32 protein-coding genes are annotated in these 19636 nt (G+C 36.6%); 20 read left to right on the forward strand and 12 right to left on the reverse strand.

The features are described from left to right. Window positions 1-792 precede the first annotated feature (792 nt). From HX005_RS10835 to HX005_RS10870, 8 genes are all read right to left on the reverse strand, one after another. Entirely contained in the window at window positions 793-1077 is a 285-nt protein-coding gene (locus HX005_RS10835) for a pyocin activator PrtN family protein (protein WP_107009513.1), read from the reverse strand. Beyond that, entirely contained in the window at window positions 1077-1250 is a 174-nt protein-coding gene (locus HX005_RS10840) for a hypothetical protein (RefSeq protein ID WP_286377363.1), read from the reverse strand. The genes HX005_RS10835 and HX005_RS10840 overlap by 1 nt, the downstream gene beginning before the upstream one ends. Next, complete coding sequence (locus tag HX005_RS10845; protein WP_286377364.1) at window positions 1243-1743, reverse strand: hypothetical protein; 501 nt, start codon at window positions 1741-1743, stop codon at window positions 1243-1245. The genes HX005_RS10840 and HX005_RS10845 overlap by 8 nt, the downstream gene beginning before the upstream one ends. Then, window positions 1743-1982, reverse strand: coding sequence for a hypothetical protein (locus tag HX005_RS10850; RefSeq protein ID WP_286377365.1), 240 nt, complete (start codon window positions 1980-1982; stop codon window positions 1743-1745). Before HX005_RS10850 ends, HX005_RS10845 begins: the two co-directional genes overlap by 1 nt. A gap of 92 nt (window positions 1983-2074) precedes the next feature. Further along, entirely contained in the window at window positions 2075-2389 is a 315-nt protein-coding gene (locus HX005_RS10855) for a hypothetical protein (protein WP_286377366.1), read from the reverse strand. Then, a complete protein-coding gene (locus HX005_RS10860) occupies window positions 2386-3843 on the reverse strand; it encodes a hypothetical protein (RefSeq protein ID WP_286377367.1) in 1458 nt (485 codons plus the stop codon). The genes HX005_RS10855 and HX005_RS10860 overlap by 4 nt, the downstream gene beginning before the upstream one ends. After that, a complete protein-coding gene (locus tag HX005_RS10865; RefSeq protein ID WP_107010277.1) occupies window positions 3840-4958 on the reverse strand; it encodes an ATP-binding protein in 1119 nt (372 codons plus the stop codon). The genes HX005_RS10860 and HX005_RS10865 overlap by 4 nt, the downstream gene beginning before the upstream one ends. Beyond that, a complete protein-coding gene (locus tag HX005_RS10870) occupies window positions 4958-5422 on the reverse strand; it encodes a hypothetical protein (RefSeq protein WP_286377368.1) in 465 nt (154 codons plus the stop codon). Before HX005_RS10870 ends, HX005_RS10865 begins: the two co-directional genes overlap by 1 nt. Window positions 5423-5616: 194 nt before the next feature. On the opposite strand from HX005_RS10870, the gene HX005_RS10875 reads away from it, so the two are divergent. Both HX005_RS10875 and HX005_RS10880 read left to right on the forward strand, forming a co-directional pair. Then, window positions 5617-5865: a hypothetical protein gene (locus HX005_RS10875; protein WP_286377369.1), complete on the forward strand. Its 249-nt coding sequence runs from the start codon at window positions 5617-5619 to the stop codon at window positions 5863-5865. Window positions 5866-5886: 21 nt separating this feature from the next. Then, window positions 5887-6336, forward strand: coding sequence for a hypothetical protein (locus HX005_RS10880; protein WP_286377370.1), 450 nt, complete (start codon window positions 5887-5889; stop codon window positions 6334-6336). A 3-nt stretch (window positions 6337-6339) separates the two neighbouring features. On the opposite strand, the gene HX005_RS10885 is transcribed toward HX005_RS10880, so the two are convergent. The 4 genes from HX005_RS10885 to HX005_RS10900 form a co-directional block, all read right to left on the reverse strand. Continuing rightward, window positions 6340-6612, reverse strand: a complete 273-nt coding sequence (locus tag HX005_RS10885) for a hypothetical protein (RefSeq protein WP_065995083.1) — start codon at window positions 6610-6612, stop codon at window positions 6340-6342. A gap of 44 nt (window positions 6613-6656) precedes the next feature. Further along, window positions 6657-6878 (reverse strand): hypothetical protein, encoded by a 222-nt coding sequence (locus HX005_RS10890; protein ID WP_286377371.1) that lies wholly within the window; start codon window positions 6876-6878, stop codon window positions 6657-6659. A 38-nt stretch (window positions 6879-6916) separates the two neighbouring features. Continuing rightward, window positions 6917-7219 carry a hypothetical protein gene (locus HX005_RS10895; protein ID WP_286377372.1) on the reverse strand — a complete coding sequence of 101 codons (303 nt, stop codon included), beginning with the start codon at window positions 7217-7219 and terminating at the stop codon, window positions 6917-6919. Window positions 7220-7281: 62 nt separating this feature from the next. Continuing rightward, window positions 7282-7956, reverse strand: coding sequence for a LexA family protein (locus tag HX005_RS10900; protein ID WP_286377373.1), 675 nt, complete (start codon window positions 7954-7956; stop codon window positions 7282-7284). A gap of 122 nt (window positions 7957-8078) precedes the next feature. On the opposite strand from HX005_RS10900, the gene HX005_RS10905 reads away from it, so the two are divergent. From HX005_RS10905 to HX005_RS10990, 18 genes are all read left to right on the forward strand, one after another. Next, the gene (locus HX005_RS10905) at window positions 8079-8306 is read left to right on the forward strand and encodes a Cro/CI family transcriptional regulator (protein WP_286377374.1); all 228 of its coding nucleotides are present in this window, start codon (window positions 8079-8081) and stop codon (window positions 8304-8306) included. 72 nt (window positions 8307-8378) lie between these two features. Further along, on the forward strand, window positions 8379-8879 hold the full coding sequence (locus tag HX005_RS10910) for a phage regulatory CII family protein (protein ID WP_286377375.1): 501 nt from the start codon (window positions 8379-8381) through the stop codon (window positions 8877-8879). A gap of 125 nt (window positions 8880-9004) precedes the next feature. Then, the gene (locus HX005_RS10915) at window positions 9005-9292 is read left to right on the forward strand and encodes a hypothetical protein (RefSeq protein WP_286377376.1); all 288 of its coding nucleotides are present in this window, start codon (window positions 9005-9007) and stop codon (window positions 9290-9292) included. Continuing rightward, window positions 9289-9561: a hypothetical protein gene (locus tag HX005_RS10920; RefSeq protein WP_286377377.1), complete on the forward strand. Its 273-nt coding sequence runs from the start codon at window positions 9289-9291 to the stop codon at window positions 9559-9561. Before HX005_RS10915 ends, HX005_RS10920 begins: the two co-directional genes overlap by 4 nt. Further along, window positions 9554-10453 carry a phage replication initiator YdaU family protein gene (locus tag HX005_RS10925; RefSeq protein WP_286377378.1) on the forward strand — a complete coding sequence of 300 codons (900 nt, stop codon included), beginning with the start codon at window positions 9554-9556 and terminating at the stop codon, window positions 10451-10453. Before HX005_RS10920 ends, HX005_RS10925 begins: the two co-directional genes overlap by 8 nt. After that, the gene (locus tag HX005_RS10930; RefSeq protein WP_286377379.1) at window positions 10446-11255 is read left to right on the forward strand and encodes a hypothetical protein; all 810 of its coding nucleotides are present in this window, start codon (window positions 10446-10448) and stop codon (window positions 11253-11255) included. The genes HX005_RS10925 and HX005_RS10930 overlap by 8 nt, the downstream gene beginning before the upstream one ends. 1 nt (window position 11256) lies before the next feature. Next, window positions 11257-11439 (forward strand): hypothetical protein, encoded by a 183-nt coding sequence (locus tag HX005_RS10935; RefSeq protein WP_286377380.1) that lies wholly within the window; start codon window positions 11257-11259, stop codon window positions 11437-11439. Window positions 11440-11640: 201 nt separating this feature from the next. Beyond that, a complete protein-coding gene (locus HX005_RS10940; RefSeq protein ID WP_286377381.1) occupies window positions 11641-12006 on the forward strand; it encodes a hypothetical protein in 366 nt (121 codons plus the stop codon). Continuing rightward, window positions 11999-12169 (forward strand): hypothetical protein, encoded by a 171-nt coding sequence (locus HX005_RS10945; protein ID WP_171405211.1) that lies wholly within the window; start codon window positions 11999-12001, stop codon window positions 12167-12169. Before HX005_RS10940 ends, HX005_RS10945 begins: the two co-directional genes overlap by 8 nt. Beyond that, entirely contained in the window at window positions 12166-12567 is a 402-nt protein-coding gene (locus tag HX005_RS10950; RefSeq protein WP_286377382.1) for a DUF559 domain-containing protein, read from the forward strand. The genes HX005_RS10945 and HX005_RS10950 overlap by 4 nt, the downstream gene beginning before the upstream one ends. A 150-nt stretch (window positions 12568-12717) precedes the next feature. Continuing rightward, a complete protein-coding gene (locus HX005_RS10955) occupies window positions 12718-13404 on the forward strand; it encodes a hypothetical protein (RefSeq protein ID WP_286377383.1) in 687 nt (228 codons plus the stop codon). Between the two features lie 120 nt (window positions 13405-13524). After that, the gene (locus HX005_RS10960) at window positions 13525-13866 is read left to right on the forward strand and encodes a hypothetical protein (protein ID WP_286377384.1); all 342 of its coding nucleotides are present in this window, start codon (window positions 13525-13527) and stop codon (window positions 13864-13866) included. 1339 nt (window positions 13867-15205) lie between these two features. Then, window positions 15206-15655: a hypothetical protein gene (locus HX005_RS10965; protein WP_286377385.1), complete on the forward strand. Its 450-nt coding sequence runs from the start codon at window positions 15206-15208 to the stop codon at window positions 15653-15655. 86 nt (window positions 15656-15741) lie between these two features. Next, window positions 15742-16164 (forward strand): hypothetical protein, encoded by a 423-nt coding sequence (locus HX005_RS10970; protein WP_286377386.1) that lies wholly within the window; start codon window positions 15742-15744, stop codon window positions 16162-16164. A 203-nt stretch (window positions 16165-16367) separates the two neighbouring features. After that, window positions 16368-16610: a hypothetical protein gene (locus HX005_RS10975; protein ID WP_286377387.1), complete on the forward strand. Its 243-nt coding sequence runs from the start codon at window positions 16368-16370 to the stop codon at window positions 16608-16610. 145 nt (window positions 16611-16755) lie between these two features. Next, complete coding sequence (locus HX005_RS10980) at window positions 16756-17394, forward strand: putative metallopeptidase (protein ID WP_286377388.1); 639 nt, start codon at window positions 16756-16758, stop codon at window positions 17392-17394. A gap of 58 nt (window positions 17395-17452) precedes the next feature. After that, a complete protein-coding gene (locus tag HX005_RS10985) occupies window positions 17453-17953 on the forward strand; it encodes a DUF2280 domain-containing protein (protein ID WP_180047261.1) in 501 nt (166 codons plus the stop codon). Further along, window positions 17950-19626 (forward strand): terminase large subunit, encoded by a 1677-nt coding sequence (locus HX005_RS10990; RefSeq protein ID WP_286377389.1) that lies wholly within the window; start codon window positions 17950-17952, stop codon window positions 19624-19626. The genes HX005_RS10985 and HX005_RS10990 overlap by 4 nt, the downstream gene beginning before the upstream one ends. Window positions 19627-19636 lie beyond the last annotated feature (10 nt).

A 19636-nucleotide genomic window follows, 5' to 3' on the forward strand; every position in this document is an offset into this window, starting at 1 on the left:
TTGTTTTATAAAATAAAACATAGTTAATTGGTTGGTTTTAGCTAGAGTGTTGATTTTTAAATTATATATCAAAGTAAAATAAATATTTTTTATAAATTAATTAAATAATCATTCTTAAAAAGAATGTTTATTTGGTTGATTTTAGAGCATTTAGTGGTAACTCTTCTATTTTAAGAAAGAAATGTGATTGTTGGCTGTGATAGATAAATATTTTTTTAATGCTGCAGTTTTAGTTGAATCCGTCGTTTCAGAAACTTATCACTGATTTTATTTAAATATTGAATGATGAATTGCTCTAAAGTTTTTGACACAACGGCAGCTTCAGGATTTAGAATAGCCAGATTAACAAGAATCTCTGCTTTAAGCTATTTTTTGGCTCATGGCTCTTTTGTAAATATTCTTGTTTTAATCAATAGTGGTAATCCTTTACGAGTCATTCGTATTTAAGCTTTGTAGCGAGTTTTATCATTTACTGTAGTTTATTCTGCGATGATTTCTATTTTACGCCACAGATATAATTTGCACCACAGAGATAATGATGGTGTAAATGAGGTGTTAAAATCGTAAAAATGTTGTACAAAACCTTTGGAATATGGGAAACATAAAATTGAGTAAAAACAAAGTAATTGAAGAATTGTTTGATAGATCAAAGCATTCGCCAATTTTTGTTGCCCCGATGGCAGGTGGGATAGATTATTTATAAATAATTATAATAAACAATATTTTATATTGATTTGAGTGGTGCAAGGTGCAATGGAGGTGCAACCACTCATGTTTTATTAGAAATGAACTTTAACTTTTCATCGCATGCCAATCTTTTTTAGCTTCTTGTCGAGCACTTGTCAACCATAAAGCAACATCACTTAAATGTGCACACCAAGGGGAGTATTTACCGTCTGGCTTAAATACAGGAAAGGGTAAGTCACATTTGCATGCGCGTTTATTAGCCTGAATGAGTGATAAGTGTGGCAAGTAGTCAGCTAAGAGCTCTTCTATAGCTACGACAGGTTTACGATATTTCATTTGAAGTAACCATAAAGTGTCAAATGGATCTTCAATATTTGGTTTTACTCCCATTATTTTTGCTCCAAAACAGATTGAACGGCTTGTTCTTGTGATGCAAAAAGTTCTTCGATTGAATTAGAAAGATAACAACCAATTGCAAAACTCATAGATTCAAGATCTAACCAGATATCTTTTCCATGTAGAACCACATAATCATCTTCAAAGACCACTTCAGCTTTAATCATGCCCTTGCTCCTGTGCTTCAATTATGGCTTTGTAAACATGGAACATGCTCGCCTCTTCGTTATATGCCTTCCACATTGCATTAACCTGGATTTTTTGAGCCTCTCTCGGCACCAAAACAAAACCTTCAGAAGTTGCGCTTGTTTTACCCAAGCGATAACCCTGTAGGCAAGCAAACCATGCGCACTCCACACGCTCATCGTTATATGAGTCGATATGATCTTTTTCTAAAGAATATCCACTGTGCTCAACAAATCCATCTTTAATCAATTGTTGCTCAAATGCATTTCTTAAATTTTCGAGAGCGTTAATGTCTTCCCTAATATCCATCACAGCATCTTGACCAAAAACACTACGAGCTTGTGCCAAAACCTCATTTTCAATCGCTTGAGCAAATTCATACACATAAGAGTGTAGATCCATGTTGCCACTAGCTTGCTCTTTTAATGAGAAACCATTTGCTAGAGCCAATTCTTGAATTTTTTTAATATCCATTACGCCACCTTTCCATCAAGCTGCTTAAACTCAGCATTAGTTAAAATACTTGGATTCCCCAAAAACTGTTCTAAAGTCATATGAGCTTTTTTTAAGCCATACGAGTAATGATCATCGTAATAAACCACACCATTTGACACAAAATAAGAACGCGCTGTTGATAAGCTGACATGTGAAGAAAAGGCACATGTTCTAGGTTTCTTTCTACGTTGAACGCGCTGCTTGTTTGTTAATCCCATTACAACCACCATAATTCAAAGTTAATAAATACAAATCCATTCACGACTAATAAAATTTCAAGGAAAAACAGAGTCCATTCCATGTCTTCTCCTTAGGCTGCAAATTTCAAATAATTTGCGCTATGTGCTTTTTTCATCTTTAGATCGGCACAGGCATTTAATTCATTTAAAAATTTCACACCATATTTAAGCCATTGTTTTAAAAATAATTCGTAACGGATAACGCAATATTCATTCATCTTGTAAGAAGGGTGAGCCTTACCATCACAATATATTTTTGCGACATTTTCTCCTTTTTTAAGAAGCACACCTTCTTTACTCACTTTCCCTACATGACCACCATTAAACATCCAGTACATAAATGCGGTACATAAGCTATGCGGAATTTCAGGTAATTCAGATTTCATTGAGCATCTCCATCAGGTCCATTCTCCAACTCAAATCGACGTGCACGAATATAGCCCATGAGTTTCGGTTGAATATCTGGATGACGACTACCCACATCAATCTCTAGTACATCTAATGTTGTGAGGTCTAGAGCATTTTGAATCTGCACCATTAATGAAGGTGGTTGCCCTATGGGTTGAGCGTCAACATTCAACTCACTTAAACGTTTACTAATTGCATTAATTAATGGTTTACGCTGTTCTTCAGTCCACGGTTTTGTATATCGAACTAAAGCATTGGCTTCAACAGGACTTTGTGCTTGACTTGCTCTATTGATTAAATCAGTTAGATTTTCTTGGTATTTCTTCTCAGCCTCTGCATTTGCTTCTTTGACCAAAGCTTTTCTACGAAGTTCAATATGCCCATCAAGATGGTTTTTATGTGTAGATACCAGCTTAGGATTGTTGTGGATCTCAATTACAATCGCATCTAATTCATCGGCGCTCATTTGGAAAATTTTATACATTATCTCTTGTTTTATTTCAGAGCTTATACGAGACTTTTCTGTATCACCAAAAAATGAATCATTTGCGTTATTAGTTTTAGAATCAGAAACTAAGCTATCCTCTGAATCAATCTCAGCTAATCTCGCATTAAAACAAGTATTAAGATATTCATGTTGTTCATCACTTAAAGTTCCGTTTGAAGCAAAAGTGGTGCGGATCTTAATTAACTCTTGCGCTGTTTGAGCTGCTGTAATTTGTTCTTTAAATTGAAGAATCAGCGCATTAATTTCATCAGCTTCAATTTGTTTAAATTTGGCATATAGCTGCTCAATCATTGATTTTAGCGAGTTCAGGTCTCTTTTATTCAAATCACTGTTGATCGTAATTTGAGTTTCAATAGCAAAGACTTCACGCTCTCTAGTTGCTTCGTTCAATGCCTTGATGTATCGCTTTTTTACTTCTGTTGAAGTTGGTTTCTTCGGCTTTTCTTCAACTGGTTCAGGTGCGAGTTCAGTAGTAACCTCAGGCTCAACAACAGTTTCAACTTCAATAGGATCTAATGAACCGCCGTTCAATGTGATAAATGCACGTGCATGAGCAATAGCATCATCTGAAGTTTTATGTAAAAGCTTTGAAGCAATCAAACGTTTTAAATAAGTAGCATTGTCGGCAGTGCTTAAAATTTCAATAGGACGATCCACATCTAAAAGATTGGGTGCGTAATACACGGCAGAATTAATCAAGTCATCAAAACCTTGTAAACACTCAGGTACTTCTAGATCCAATTGACCGATTGTCATAAAACGAGGTGCAAGACAAAACTCATAATCAGCACCGAAGAAGACCGTAGCAGGGAATTGACTCAACTCGCTAAAGTCGAGCAGTTGCCCGACTGCACGACACAACACTGCTTGACCAGATGACATTGCTTCAAAAGCTTGTTTAGCGTTTAAGATTTCAGTATTCATGCAGTCATTCCTTGTTTAGCCAATTGATCAATTTCTTGTTTCACTAATTCGATTTTTGATGCCTCAATATTCATGAGAGAGTCCACGCCAAAGTGCTCACAGACAGACTTAATATCCAAACCGCGTTCAGAAATAAAACTTTGCAAATGATCACGTTGTTCATTAGAAATAGTTTGAGGGAGTATCTCCATTTCAAACCATTTGGTCTTTTCTTTGTTGTAGGTGAAACCAAGTTGGTATGCGTAATACTTCATGCACTCCCACATGTTTTTAAAGTTAGGGTTTTCTTGTTTTAGCTCTGACATAAGCACATTGAAATCACTTGTAAACTTTGCTTCTGTACAGCTCTTTTCCCATTGTTCCCATTCGAGTTTCAGCTTTTGACTTGCTTGCTGTTCTGGGGTCATAGTGTTTAATGTTGTTTTAACTTGCTCAATAAGGTCACCAAGAAAATGACTATTTGAACTTTTACGAAGATCAGGCACAGAGACATTTCCTAATCCACCTGCATCTTTTGAGTGATAACCTTCTTGTGATTGGAATTTAAGCATACGCTCTTGAATACCTTTTTTATTTGTTTCCAAACAGAGGTAAGCCATAGCATCACATAAGCGATAAATCTCTTGTCGATTTTTCCCACCAAGATCAGGGCGAATAAGCGTTAAGTTATCATTTTTGTCTTCTGTTGCATGAGCAATAAAAACGACATCACGACCACTTGTAATAATTTTATTCACAAAGGTGCTAAACATGTTGTTAGCTACACCTTGTACATTTAACTTTAAAGAGCCATCACCTTTTGTATTGCGTGAGTCGTTTGCTAGATGTGCTTTAATTAGATCAAGTACTCGCCCGATCGTATCAAAAACAACGGTTTGATAAGGCTCTAAGTCTGCCATATTAATATTTACGATATCATTCCAACATTCAGCCACAACCACATCAGCGCGACGGTTCACACCTGTACGATATGCACCTTTATCTGCATCAATAATTAATGCTTTATTTGCTGTCATACCCAGTGTGGTTTTATACATACCAGGATCACCATAAAAATAGACTTTGATTGCACTTACAGTGATTGGTTGTGTTGGGGGGATAATATTTATAGACATCACACAGCCTCCACTAAACGATTACGCTCAATAAAACCAATCAACAAGTTATTGATATTGCGGTGGTCGAGTTGATCAGTGAAGTCGCGGTATGGATTGCCTTTCTCGTCAAAGACTTTGATTTGACCGAGTTCTTTAATTTCTACAGCAGTGAAGCTTGATCCTGGTACACCGTAGCTATCAGCATGAGTTGCATATTCAAAAGGGAACTTTAATGTGAACTCATCAAGTTGAATCACAGCATAGCCAGTGCTTAATGAAGTGATTTCTACTGTTTGCACGGCGTAAGTAGAAGGGATGTATTCAGATGCTAGAGGTGGTTTGTATTCAGTGGCTTTTTGGTCATATGCCAAAGCAACGATACCCGTCGTGAATAAAGCACTGAGTGTGCAAACCTGTAAAAAACGTTTTGGCTGTACACGATGTGTAACAGCAGGGTTGATAGGATTTAGTTTTGCATTCATAATTGATCTCGCATTAAGTTGTAAAAAGCGCATTTGATTTGAGAGTCGGTGCGCTTTTTTTATTGCTTGTGATATAAATATAGTCAAAACTATAAATACAGTCAATAGTTGAAACTATTTAATATAGTTATTTCTATAAAAATAATAATTATGCTTTAATAGACAAAAGAAAACCAACCACTAAGGTGATAAGAATGAGCATGCAGCTTTCGAATGAAATATTTGAATGGCGTAAACAATTTGTTGAAAAGCTAATACTGAGCGGTGTGAAGCCTAAGGATTTGGAAGAGCAGGTGGGTGCTGCACAAAAACTTATTTACGGAAATCACATTAGTACAGTCGAGATTGAATGCCCACTGAGGGTTTTAGGTGAACTAAAAACCATTCTTTTGGAATTTTCACAAAAGAATGGCTGTCATGTGATTTCTAAGGTAAATCGTTAAACACACGCGAACCACCAGCAAGTGGCTGGTGATGCAGTAGTTTCTTTATTGGCAAGTTTTGATTTAGTAAGCTCTAACGCTAGGGCTTCTATAATTTCAGGTTTCATATTTTCTCCGATATTTATGGGTGTTTTGAGAACAATGTTGGTGCAGAGTCTCAACTTCATAATATCAGGGAAAGTATGGATTTTTAAAAAGAAAACCCACACTGGGTGGGTTATGGAGTTTGTTAAAATGACTAGAACTGAATTTAGGGCAGGGTTGTATGAAGCTTATATTAAATCAGGTTTTCAAGATCCTGCATTGATACAAGGGTATATATCTATTGCTGAGGCATTTGTATTTGATCAAAAAAAACATTCAGAAAAAAAGCAGCCTAAAAAATCAAAATGGAGACTCAACAAAGCCATCCTCAAAACCTCTAAAAAAGATAAAAATCAGGAAAATGGCTCTAATGCTTTAAAAGGATGATATTTATTTTTTACTTGATTTAAAAAATTGTTTTACTATTTTTGGTAGCTTAACAATATTGCTATCAATATTAGAAGTTATGACTTCTATGTTTTCAATTTTTTTTCTGAGTTGAGAAAGAAGCCATTCTGAATTTTTCTCCTCTAGAACTCCAACAACACTTCCACAAGATGAGCACTGGATGAATGTAAAAGGGTATGCAGAGCCTTTTACATCACTCTTTATTTCCAACTCAAATGATGCTGAATTACAGTTACCACATTTAGATGTTGCCACTTCATTTCTCCACCCGATCAGTAAGCTGCGTCGGGTTCGCAGTTTTAATTATCCGTTTCCTTAGGAAATATTGGTTTTCCTAACTTTCCTTCTTCACAAAGTTGAACAATCTGTTCATTGGTTAAGACAGGTATAAAATACGTTTCTCCAATATCCTTTGACAGGATTTTTACCTCTTCTGCTGTAAGGACGATCGCCTCATTATTTGCTGCTGCATCATTAATTCGAGTAATAATTTGATTGATTGGTAGTGTTGAGTTGTCCACGTTTTTCTCCAATACTTAACGAAAGTTAATTAAAAAACTTATTTCTCAGAATACTTTTCTAAAAAATCATCTACCCAGCCTTGTGCTACATCAAGATTGGTAATATCAGCTAGTTTTAGATTGGTGCCTTCAGCTTCGTTAAAGCCTTCAATAATCGCTTCAAAGATATTTACCTCACTAATAACCTCACGTGCCATTTCAGCAGCATCATAGCTTTGCTTGGCTTTTTTAAGTGAAGCTATTTGTTTATCAATGCCAGCAGCAATTTTATCTAATGCCAATTTAAATTCTTGACGATTAATTGTGAGCTCAGTTTTGGACTTATTAAGTGTTGCAATCATTATTCTTTCCTTTTTTCTTAAGGTTGAGCAATCAACTTAGTGCTTAATACAGTGGGAAATATTTAGTACTTAAGGCTTCTATTATGTGCAACAACAACCCCAATTATAGAGATCTCAATCTGGTTTGAGTTCAGCGTTGGGTAATCAGGGTTTAAAGGGACAAGTTCAATAACATCAACACCAAACTCATTTACACCAATTACACGGTACTTTTTAAAAGTTGTTCTTGCTACTCCATGTTGAATCTCTTGTGCAATAACAAGCGAACCAGGTTTGGCTTCAAGCGAGCCATCAACAACAAGCTCGTCCCCAGGTTGAAATTCTGGAGCCATGCTTAAACCCTCAACTTTTAGCGAGAATACGCATTCTGGACGCAAATTTTCATAGGTTGTCCAGCTTATTCCTAAAGGATTTATTCCATCATAGCCAACTTCATTAAGCAAACCTGCTTGCACATAGTCTAGTAAAGGTATTTGTCGTAAAGGGGTATTAGTAAAAGAAACATTACTCTCAGACTTGCAGGTGTAAGCAGGCATCGAACCGATTCCTGACTTAAGCCAATTAACATCAACCGCAAGAAAATCCGCTATCTCGGGTAAAAAAGCTGATTTTTGAGTTTTTCCTGATTCCAAGGCTTGATATGTGGGCTGTTTTATTCCTGCTGCGTCGGCGACCTCTCCTTGCGTCTTATTCGCCTTTAAACGAGCTTCTTTTAATCGATCAGCCAAAGTACTCATAAAATAATCCTTAAATTTCTCCTCTATTTTATAGTTACAACTATAGTTAATCAAACAGTTGTAACTGTTGACAATTAATAGTTAAAACTATAAATTAACTATAAATTATAGGAGTTCAATGAATGAATATTGAATTGGTTGGTTTATACAAGAGTGTTGTTGATCACTTTGGTTCTCAAACGCTCACAGCACAAGCCCTTGATTTAGAGCAGCCGTCTGTCTGGGCTTGGGTGAATGGCAAAGCAAAAATGTCGTCCGAGACTGCATTTCTTGTTCAAGAGAAAACGAATGGAAAATTTAAATACAAAGACTTATTTCCATCTCGAAAGAAAGCTCAACAAGTTGCCTAGAGTAAACACTACAAGCAAATTATTTCTTTTCTTTGCTTAAAAATATACGTGAAAGAAAACAAGGATTTCACAATGCAAGAAATTTCACTGAGTAGAGAAGCTCAAACTGCCATTTTTAAAATGATTAACCAAACGCAAGGAATTTCACCAAAAGAAATTGCTCAGGTTACAGGTGATTCACACAACACGATCTGTAATTACGGAAATGTGGGTATGCCTAATCATTTACCGAGTTTGAAGAAACTCGAGGCAATCATGATGTACACGCGAAATCCTGAAATTTTGAAAGTGTGGGCACATCAGTTGGGTTATGCCTTAGTTCCAGTTGATTGTGGTTCTAACAAGCATCATGAGTTATCAGTTTTTGAAGCAATGATGCAGCACAACATAAAGTCGGGTAAAGCCAATAAAGCGGTTTATGAGGCTTATGAAGATGGCGTTGTGACACCGCAAGAATATGAAACCATCCATCAACTCACACAGAACTTAATTGAGTTAGCAACAGCTGTGGATCTAGCAGCACTTAAACAAATGAAGAAATACACATCATGTGTAGAAAAGGAAAAAGCCTGATAGTTGAGATCAGGCTTTAACAATTCAAACTTGAGGGCATGAATATGAAATTAAATTTACCACAACATCCATGCACTAACAAGTGCACCGAGTTTAAAAACGAGCCGTGCAATCACTGTTTAATTATGGCGAATTCGCCAGAATTAGAATCGACTGAAAGTGATTTCTTAGTTGGTGATGTGGTGTGTATAACGGAGGCTTGGCGACCTAATACCAACAATCTTTATGTATTTGAGAATGTCATAGGTGATACAGCACAAGTTAGTTTATTTACATCTGGTATTAGCAAAACTATGGCAATTGCCGCTGGATTTTGCGTGAGCGTTAAAAATATCCGCCACGCCACAGTCGCTGAACTCCATGCCAACCGCCGTTTAACCAAAGCTGAACACGCTTTAGCGGAGGTGTCATGAACGCTGAACAAATCATCCAATCTTGGCATGAACCTGCGCTGAACACGCTAGGTTCATTGCTCTCAGCCCGTAAAGCCAATTTACGCAAAATCAATCGCCCTGAAAGCAATGCGATGGTATTGCAGCAAGAATTCATTGAATCACTGATGGATTTTCATCGGATCTCACTGTGGTTAGCCAGTGAAATTGTCGCGAGTTTAATCCGTGCGAAGCGTGTTGCCAAGTACGGTCGTTTTCTACAGATCAAGGAAGGTGCTTCACATGAGTAAATTCGTACCCAACTCATTTCAGGTACCTAATGCTTTTGTAGATGAGGTCTTAGCTAAGATTTCAGATGCATCAAGCAAAATCTACCTAGTTATTTGTCGTAAAACGCGTGGCTGGAATAAAGAGATGGATTCCATCTCTTTAACTCAATTTGAAGAAATTACGGGTAAGTCTCGCCCAACAGTAATCAAGTGTTTACGTGAACTCATCAAGTTTGGTTTGGTTGTAGAATTGACCAGTACGTTCCACGGAAATACCTATAAATTAGGTGATGAAACAAGCATTGCAATGATGGTCAATTTCCCTAGTAAAAATATTTTACTAGGTGAAAATCAATCAAATGGGGGTAAAAAATCTTTACCTTTGCTAGTAAAAAATTTTAACTACGCTAGTAAAAATATTTTACCTCTACTAGTAAAAAATTTTTACACACAAAGCATCACTATCAAAAACAACTCTACAAAGAATAAAAAAATAAATAAAAAAAGTGAGCATGTTCCTGAACAACCCAAAGTGGGAACACAAACCCTATACGATCCGAAATCAACTGAATTACCAAATTCAATAGATCGTGATTTGTGGAACCAATTTGTTGATATGCGAATCAGCATTAAAAAACCACTGACGGCAAATGCGGTCAAACTCATTTTGAAAAAACTCGAGTCTTATGGTGTCTTGGCAAATCAATCTTTGGAAAACTCAATCATTGGGAGTTATCAGGGGGTATATCAACCAAAACCTGAAACACACTCCAATCATTTTCAAAACTCAAATACACCTGAAGAACCAGGTTATTTCTCTCAGATGTTCGTAGATCGTCAAGAGTCAAATGTAATCGATGTAACTCCTGATGACCAAAATTTACCAATGGCAGGAGGTTTTTACCGTGAATAATCTAATTTGCCAAAACGATATCAAAATGCTGATTGCAACATTGAGAACGATTTACGCAACTCAGTTTAATAAAAACTTTCCTGCAGAAGGTAAAAATGCAATTCCAATGAATATGGTTGAGCAGATTGCATCAAACACATTGGCAGGTGTAATGCCACACCAGTTCCAACGAGGTTTGGTTTTACTGAGTACATCAGGTAAAACCTTCATGCCAAGCTTTGCCGAGTTCCGTACTTTGTGTATTGGCCAAGATTGGTGGAATGCTGAAAAAGCATGGGTGAAAGCCTGTGAGTACACCAAGATTATTGAGCACAAAGCAGTTGAAATTGAGAAAGGTATTTTTCAGTTCCAAGAAATCACCACGATCGCTAAATTTGCTTTAGATCAGGTAAGCCTGCTGATTGCTGATGGTGAGATGCATCGAGCAAAAAGTGAATTCATGAGTGTTTACAGTGAATACTTGGCTGAAGCGCAATTAAAAGGACGTGTCCAAGAATGGTACCAAGAACCAAGACAATTGACTTGGGATAATGATCAAGAGAAGCGAGTTGAGCATGTTGCTGTTTCGAATGAAGAGGCTCAAAAGAATCTCAACGATTTAATGGCGAAGTGGAATCTGAAAAATAGAAAAATTCATAAACCACAAGAATTAAAACCGAAAGCTAAACCGTTGAACACGCCCATCATCAATGAATGGCCAGATCCATTTGAACAACCTGATGCGTATTTAAAACAATGCGAGTTAGATGGTTGTGTGGTACCTGCAACGATTCGTAAGCAGTTGGGAGGTGGTCATGTCTAAGATGAATTTTCAAATAGGCAACTACGTAACACACTCAAGCACAGGTCGCCCTAATAAGATCAAGCAAATCCGCATTAGTAAGGGTGTGAGATGGTTAGGATTTGGCTCAAACACAATTGGTTGGGTTAAGGCGGATGATTGTGCGGTTTGGAATGGTCCTAGTGTGTTTGGAGGTGGAGCGTGAATAATCACCTATACAAAATTGGTCAAAAGGTTCGCCACAAATTGAGTGGTCGAGATTTTTACATCATTGGAATTAAAACATCATCGTATGCCATGACTGGATTAAGTGAGGCGAGATTGATTGTTCATGAAAATAAAAATGCTCCATCTCGAAACGGATTAGTAATGTGGCCATGTCACTGTAAAGTGATTGGAGATGGCAATGCTTAAACACATCTCTTGCGAGTCAGATTTAAAAAGCGTAATTCCTGAGACTTGGGCAAACGCTGTAACACGTTGTCAGGGTGGCGCACCACACAATTGCGGTGCTGATGGTCTTTGTGAACATGGTGGTGCTTGCTTTGAGGTTAAGGAATTAAGTTTAGAGCAGGCATTGCTTGAAATTGAACATCTTAAAAAAGAACTCGATGTAACAAGGGTGAGAAACAAACAAATTGAAGTTGGTCATTTAAATTTAATTGCTCGATTGGAACATACGAAAGAATTAGCGCTTAAAGATGGCAAGAGTGAGCGTGTATTCATGATTCGTCAATGTTTAACAATAATCAAGGGAAGTGTAGATGGATAACAAATTCAAAATAGGTGACCTTGTGCGAGTTGATACTTTGCCTGATGCACCACTCCGTGAAGTTTTGGGGGTGAGAGGTGATTTTATTTTAATCAACTTTGGAGGTTGGGAGGGATGGGTACAGGCTGGTGCATATGAGCTGATTTTGAGTAGTAAATTATGAGCAGCATTTCAGTTGCTGAGTATAAAAAACTATCTGGAAAACCACGGCGTACCAAGCGCCGTGTTGTTGTGAAGAAGGAGCGAGTTATTAGCGAGGGTGAGGCTAAACTCGCTCAGCATTTGAAGTCGTACAAGATCGAGTTCCAGACTGAGTTTCAATTTAATCCTGAGCGTAAATGGAGAGCGGATTTTTATATTTTAGGTAGTAAGGTTTTAATCGAGGTTGAAGGTGGGATCTGGAGTAATGGGAGGCATACAAGGGCACAGGGTTATTTAGGGGATATGGAGAAATATAACTCGGCACAAGAGTTCGGTTATTCAGTGTATCGGTATAGCACTGAGCAGGTGAAAAGCGGTAAGGCGATTGAAGACATTAGACGGTTGGTAGGTGATTTATGAATGGAATTGAATTTCTTGCATGGGTAGCAGCTGGAGCGATCATCTTTGGTGTGACTGCTTCGATCATTATTTTTCGAATGATGTGTCGCAATCACAAGAAGGCAGTCGAAGAATTTAAGAAACGTAGAAATTTAGGGTGATGGAATGAATATGGCGACAGAAGATTTTGCAAAACATAAAGACTTAATGATTATTCATGATTTACGCCGTTTATTATTTAAACCAAGTGCTGCACTTGTGGATTTCACATTATTGGATCTTGCACAAAAAACAATGGATGGTTTTAAAGATGGGGTGGGTGGTGCTCCCACATATGGAAGCAAAGTAAATAGTTCTGCTTTGATGATGCAGGATATGAGTGCGGAAAATTGTGCAATGTTATGGGCTTTGGTTCGATCAATTACTCCGAATGATCGTCACTTTGCCTTATTACATAATCTCCTAACCAGTGAGATCCGTTTAAAATTCAAAGAAGATGGGTTTCAAACAAAGCAGATCCCAAGTAAAGAGGCTGCTAAAGGTGTGGCGCGTTCAGCATTGATTCAGTTTTTATTTAAACGCGGTCTTTGTACTAAGTGTAATGGCAAGGGTTTTTTATTTGCTAAAGATGCTAGAAAGCATATTGAGTGTAGCAAGTGTGAGGGTAAAAAAGAGAACTCTTATAATCAGTCTGAGCGTCATCGTATTTCAGGGTTAGCAATTGCTCGAAAGAATTATCTGAAAACTTATGAGCAATATGAGCAATATGCTTTGGTAAAACTTGGCGATTGGCGTGTTGACTTAGATGCACATTTGCGTGGTTTTTTCTTCAAAGTTGCAGAAGAATACGATTTGTAATTGCATAGGTGCAAAATTAAGGGTATATTTTTCTATACTGGTCGTATTACGGTTTTCTGGGACCAAGTCATTAAAACCTCGCATTTGCGGGGTTTTGTTTTATTAAGGGTTGCAATAGAAATGAAATGGATTTTACCTTTAGCTTTTACAATATTTTCTACATCAAGTTTTGCTTATAAAATTACTGATTATTCAGGTAAATGTTTTACAGTAAATGAGAACAAAACGGAATCTTGTTTAATTCAAAGAGGTGTAAGCCCTGGTGGTGGTTTTATATATTTAGAAGTTGGTCAAAAAGAATACCTGATTGAGCAATCGACTACTTGTGGTGGTAATTGTAAGCCTTATTTGGGTACGACTCCTGAGGATGTTCTTCCTGCTAAAAAATATAAAAAAGGACAGTGGGATTGTTATAAGCAAGAAAAAGGGAAACTAGATTTGTGTTACTCAATTTCTAAATAAGCCTTATATTTATAAGCTTAGCTCACATTAGTGGGCTTTTTTATAAAAAAGATAATTATTTAGCGGTAAAAGGTGAGTGTAACTTTAGATTACACAATCCAAATTTGTAGATACATTATCGATTAGAAACTTTAAGAAAGTTTATTAGTGGTTGATACTACAGCTAATAATTGATAATTTATTGTTTACAAATAAATTGTAGAGATAATAATGGGTAGTTCTAATGACAAAGAAAATAAAAGTACATTGCTTTCAATTATCTTATTTATTTTGTTAATGGTAGCTTATGCATTTATTGGAACTAGCCTTTTGAAAACAGATAAAAATAATGTGCAGATTAAACAGGCGAAGTCTCAAAAATATTTTTAAGCAATAAAATTTAAAGAGCCATATTCATACTCCGGATGATCTGGGTGTTTTTTACTTATTATTTAAGTGATTAATTAGGTTATATAGGTTTATTGTTGTATATTAATTAAGCAGTAATGAAATAAGGTAGTAACATCATGGACTACTTTTTAAATGTTGTATTTTTCTTTGTTGTATTTTTAGTAGCCACATTAATTATTTTCCTCTTTGGAAACATTGATTCTGGTATGTGGTTTATAGGTAGTGTTCAGTCATAAATAAAGCTCACTTTTAGTGAGCTTTTTTTGTTTTCCATAAAAGAGACAATTATGGATAATTGTTGGCATTCAAATCAAATCGCTTGTATCGGTTACTAAATTACATAAATCCATCATTAAGATGGTTAAAAACATATAAGCTTTGTAATCTGATCTAAAAAGTGGTTTTATGAGAATAGTGTAAATGGTTTCACTATTTTGAAAAAACGATTAACAGTTTATATTTCCACAGATCAGCAAATATTAATACTCACTACTCCGCAGAGTGAGTATTTTTTTTCATTTGTAATTTTATTGACACTTATTTGCTTTTTTCTAACAAACTTACCAATGATGTTTACTTTTACAATCATTATGATGTCATTCTATTCTAATAAATAGATAGAAATAACCTTGATCAGCGCAAACAATTAAGGTCAAAAGCCTCATAGCAATATGAGGCTTTTTTATTTGCAGGTAATAAAATCTTTGGAAGACCATAATTTATAGCTTTATTTATATAGTAAAAAATGTAACTAATTAATTATTTTAGGATATTTTTTTTAGAGCCTTTAGAAAAAATAAGAAAATATTGAGACTTAGTTATATTTTTGTGTAAATGACAATTACAAAAGTTACTTAACACGTCATTTTTGTAACTTTTGATTGTAGTTTTTATTGCACATCTCTTTATTCTTAAATTTCTATAGATTACAACTTAACAGGAGTACGAAATGCCTCAATATCTCGCACTAGCTGAAAGTGTACTGGAGCGTATTAAAAGGGATGATCTTCAAATTAATAAGATGGACAGATATGATTTTTTAAATTTAATCATTTCTAATGTTAGAGAGTTAACTCAGTCAACCCATTTAAAAATGAATCAAAAAATTTGTAATGCAATTTTTAACTTTGAATCGAAAGTTATAGATTTGAGTTTGCTTCCTAATAATCTAGAATATGAAGATGAATTTTTATTATGGTTAGCAGGGTTTATTGAGCAAATAACAATAGATGAAAATAGAGTAGATCTCCCGCCCTTAAAAACACTAATAAAAGATCGTGATAAAAACAAGGTATCCAAGGAAGTAAAGGAGTTGTTTACCGATAACTTAAAGTCTGCTGAAGAAATTAACCAATATTTCCGTCAGAATAAAAATCAAGTAGCAGCTCAAGTAAATTAACTTATACATAGACAGTTGTGAAATTGCCTATTAATTTTATACCTACGATTTCCTACAAATTGTAGGTTTTTTTATGGGCTAAATTTATGGAAACTTCCGAATACACCGCACTCACCAAGAAGCAACCATTAAAACCAAAATCCAAAACTCGACCATTACCCAAAGCAACACAAAAATATTTAGAAGCTGAAGAAACCTTATTCCAAGAATTAGAAGAAAATAACATTGGTTATCGAAGAAAATTCCAATTTGAATCCACCAAAAATTGGCGATTCGATTTCTATATTGTGAAGCTCAATCTTCTTATTGAAATTGTGGGTAGCCCATGGTCAGTGGGTCGTGGTGGTAAGAAGATTGCAAATGCATTTAACAAATATGAACTCGCTGAAAACATGGGTTATGCGATTGAACGATTTGATCCACATACAGTTGAGTCGGGTTATGTGATTCGTTGGATTAAATCACAGTTATATGTATTAAAAGATGGAGTGGATCAAGAGAGTCTCTAATTAAACTTATACGTTTTGTAAAAAAGTAATATTTTTATGTGTTTTTAATTAACATATGATTAAAATCATAGTAATATAGTCGGAATAGGTAATACCCCAATTACCTATTTAATTTTATACCCACAATTTCTTAAAATCGTGGGTTTTTTTTATTTAAATTTATGCTATATATTAAAAATAATAATATGAATTAGGGGGATATGATGAATATCTGTATAGGTGGCTGCTGGCATGGCAGTAAATTATTGGCAGACCAAAAAACAAATTATTTTTTAGCAAAAGATAGGGCAACGAGTAAGCCTACGAGATATAGAAGACTAGAAGTAGTTTGGATGAATCACCCACAAACTTTTTGGGTTGCAGATAATTTAAATCGTTTAGAGGTCACTCAGAAAATACAACCTTACTTAAATAGGTTGCGCTCAAATTTAGATTATCAAATTTAAGAAATAAATTTTTAAAATATATATTGAGGCATGTTGAGCATCAAATCAGTGTTAGAGGTGTACTAACATTCTGCATGCTCAGCAAAAGAGTAAAGTAATTGATTAAGACCCACATTATGTATGTGGGTTTTTTATTGGATGAAATATGGAACAGATCAGACCATTTCCACCAACAGAACTGCTTGATCAAGCTGAGGAAGAGGAAACAATCCGTTTGGCACCTGCACCAGATCTAAAAGATTGGGTTGTTAAAAACTTTCTTACCATTGGCGGCGCGTTACATAATCCTGATCATGACCACATTGCTGAGCTACTTCACGACAATGACGAGTTCTTAGCATTTGCTTGGGCATCATCTGCGGCTCAATCTAAAAAACGTATGGTATTGGGTCAATGTGAAAAGGTGATGTTTAACGTGGGTGGATGGAAGAAAGCACGACAAGAACAACAGATGCGGGACTGGTATGGTTTCATACCGACGTATTTAATTACGATTGATGCGAGTTATTGTGAAAAGAGCAATGATCGTAATTTTTGCGCGTTACTGGATCATGAGCTTTATCACATTGGTGTAGAACGCGATGAAGATGGTGAAATGCTTTATAGCGATATGACAGGTTTACCTAAACACTATTTGGCAGGTCACGACGTTGAAGAATTCTTTGGTGTTGTTAGACGTTGGGGTGCGAATGAGTCAGTTAAACGTTTGGTCGAAATCACCAAGAATGCACCGTTTGTTCCTGATGTTGATATTTCTAAGTGTTGTGGGACGTGTGTGATTTGAGCTGAAAGGCTCTTTTTTTTGGCAATCTTGCTTGACGTAGCATGACAAAGGTGAGTTTATGGCAGCACTTAAAGAGCCTGTAAAAATCTTTATAGTTCAGTCTCTTGCTTGCTTTGAAACCCCTCAACAAGTAGCTGATGCTGTCAAGCAAAGATTTGGGTTGGAAATTGAAAGACAGCAATGTGAAAATTACGATCCGACCAAATATGCAGGTCGAAACCTGAGTAAAAAATTAAAGGATCTATTTGAGCGAACTCGAACAGACTTTAGAGAAAATATTGAAGATATTGCGATTGCGAATAAAGCATTCCGACTGAAAGAACTTCAAGGGATGTATGACGACTCTGGTAGGAATAAGCGACTTAAGCAGAATCTACTAAAACAAGCTTTTCAAGAAACAGATGGGCGAGTTACACGGCAGGAACATACTGGCGCAAATGGTGGTGCAATAAAAACAGAGACTGAACAAAAACAATCTCTACCAAAATACACACCAGATGAACTCGCCAACATGACACCACAAGAGCTTTCACGTTTAGCGATTACAGGTAAGTTATGACTTATGCATTAGAAGAAATCGCACCACTCATTAAAGATTGGACGATGAACACGCGTTTGCCTGAAGTTGTAGCTGAAATGACACGGCGCTATTACTACAAGGCTTTAATTGAGCAATGCGAGTTGAGCCAAGAGGCTGAGGTGTATAAATGCAAGAATGATCCTGTGCATTGGTTTAATCAGTGGATCTGGACATACGATCCACGTGGTATGGCATTTGGCTTACCTGCAAATATTCCATTTGTACTGCGCCCTAAGCAAGTCGAGTTAGTCGATTGGTTGTTGGAGCGTGAGAACACGCAGACACATGGCTTAATTGAAAAAAGCCGTGATGAGGGAATGTCTTACGTTGTTTTAGGTTTTTTCCTACATCGTTGGTTGTTTGTCGAAGGTTTTGCAGGTGGTGTGGGAAGTCGTAAAGAAGAACTCGTGGATAAGAAGGGAGATCCTAAAACCCTATTTCATAAGTTCCGTGACATGTTCTCAAAAATGCCAGATTGGATAAAGCCTAAAAAGTTTGTCGAAAAAGTTCATGACAACTATATGCGAATCATTAACCCAGACAATGGTGCAACCATCACAGGTGAGGCTGGCGATAACATTGGTCGTGGTGGACGTACCACAATGTACTTCCTTGATGAATGGGCATTCGTAGAACGTCAAGAAGCAGTAGATGCAGCAATATCACAGAATACGAACGTACACATTAAAGGATCTACTCCGAATGGTATTGGTGATCGATTCTATCGAGATCGTTTCAGTGGTCGTTATTCCGTGTTCACAATGCCTTGGCGAGCTAATCCAGATAAAAATTGGACTGTGGAATATAGTGGGAAGGTTATTCATCCGTGGTATGAAAAGCAATTAGCCACATTAGATGATGTGGTTTTAGCGCAAGAAGTTGATATTAACTATGCTGCATCTGTAGAAGGCGTGTTGATTCCAAGTGCTTGGGTTCAAGCCGCAATTGATGCGCATATTAAACTTAAAATTCAACCATCGGGTGAACGTATAGGTGGTCTCGATGTTGCAGATGAAGGTAAAGATAAGAATTCATTTGCTGATCGTCACGGTATTGTCTTGCAGTATTTAGCTACATGGTCAGGTGTTGGCGATGACATATTTGGAACTACGCAAAAAGCGATTGATATTAGTCTTGAGCGTAATTTAGATCATTTTCTTTACGATGCTGATGGGTTGGGAGCTGGATGTCGAGGCGATGCGCGTGTGATCAATGAGCTCAATCAAGAAAAAGGCATTCCTGAGATTGATGTGGATCCATTTAGGGGTTCAGGTTCTGTATTTGAGCCAGATGAGGAAATGGTTGAAGCGCGAAAGAATATTGATTTCTTTGCAAACTTGAAAGCGCAAGCATGGTGGTCACTCCGTTTACGATTCCAGAACACGTATCGTGCGCTTAAGGGAATGGAGTTTGATCCTGATTCGATTATTTCATTGTCCAGTGAAGATTTGCCAAAGGCTGAATTAGAAGCCTTAACAACTGAGCTGTCACAACCTACATACACAAAAAATGGCGCAGGTAAGATTCTAGTCAATAAACAACCTGATGGTGCCTCATCCCCAAACCGAGCAGACAGTGTGATGATCTGTTTTAGTGGGGTTCAAGGGCGTAAGGGTCTTAAACCTGCAGGTGCAGGTAGTCGAGTTTTTTAATTCATAGGTA

It is taken from the genome of Acinetobacter sp. R933-2 (genome assembly GCF_030325485.1).
In the GTDB taxonomy this organism is placed as follows: Bacteria; Pseudomonadota; Gammaproteobacteria; order Pseudomonadales; family Moraxellaceae; genus Acinetobacter; species Acinetobacter sichuanensis.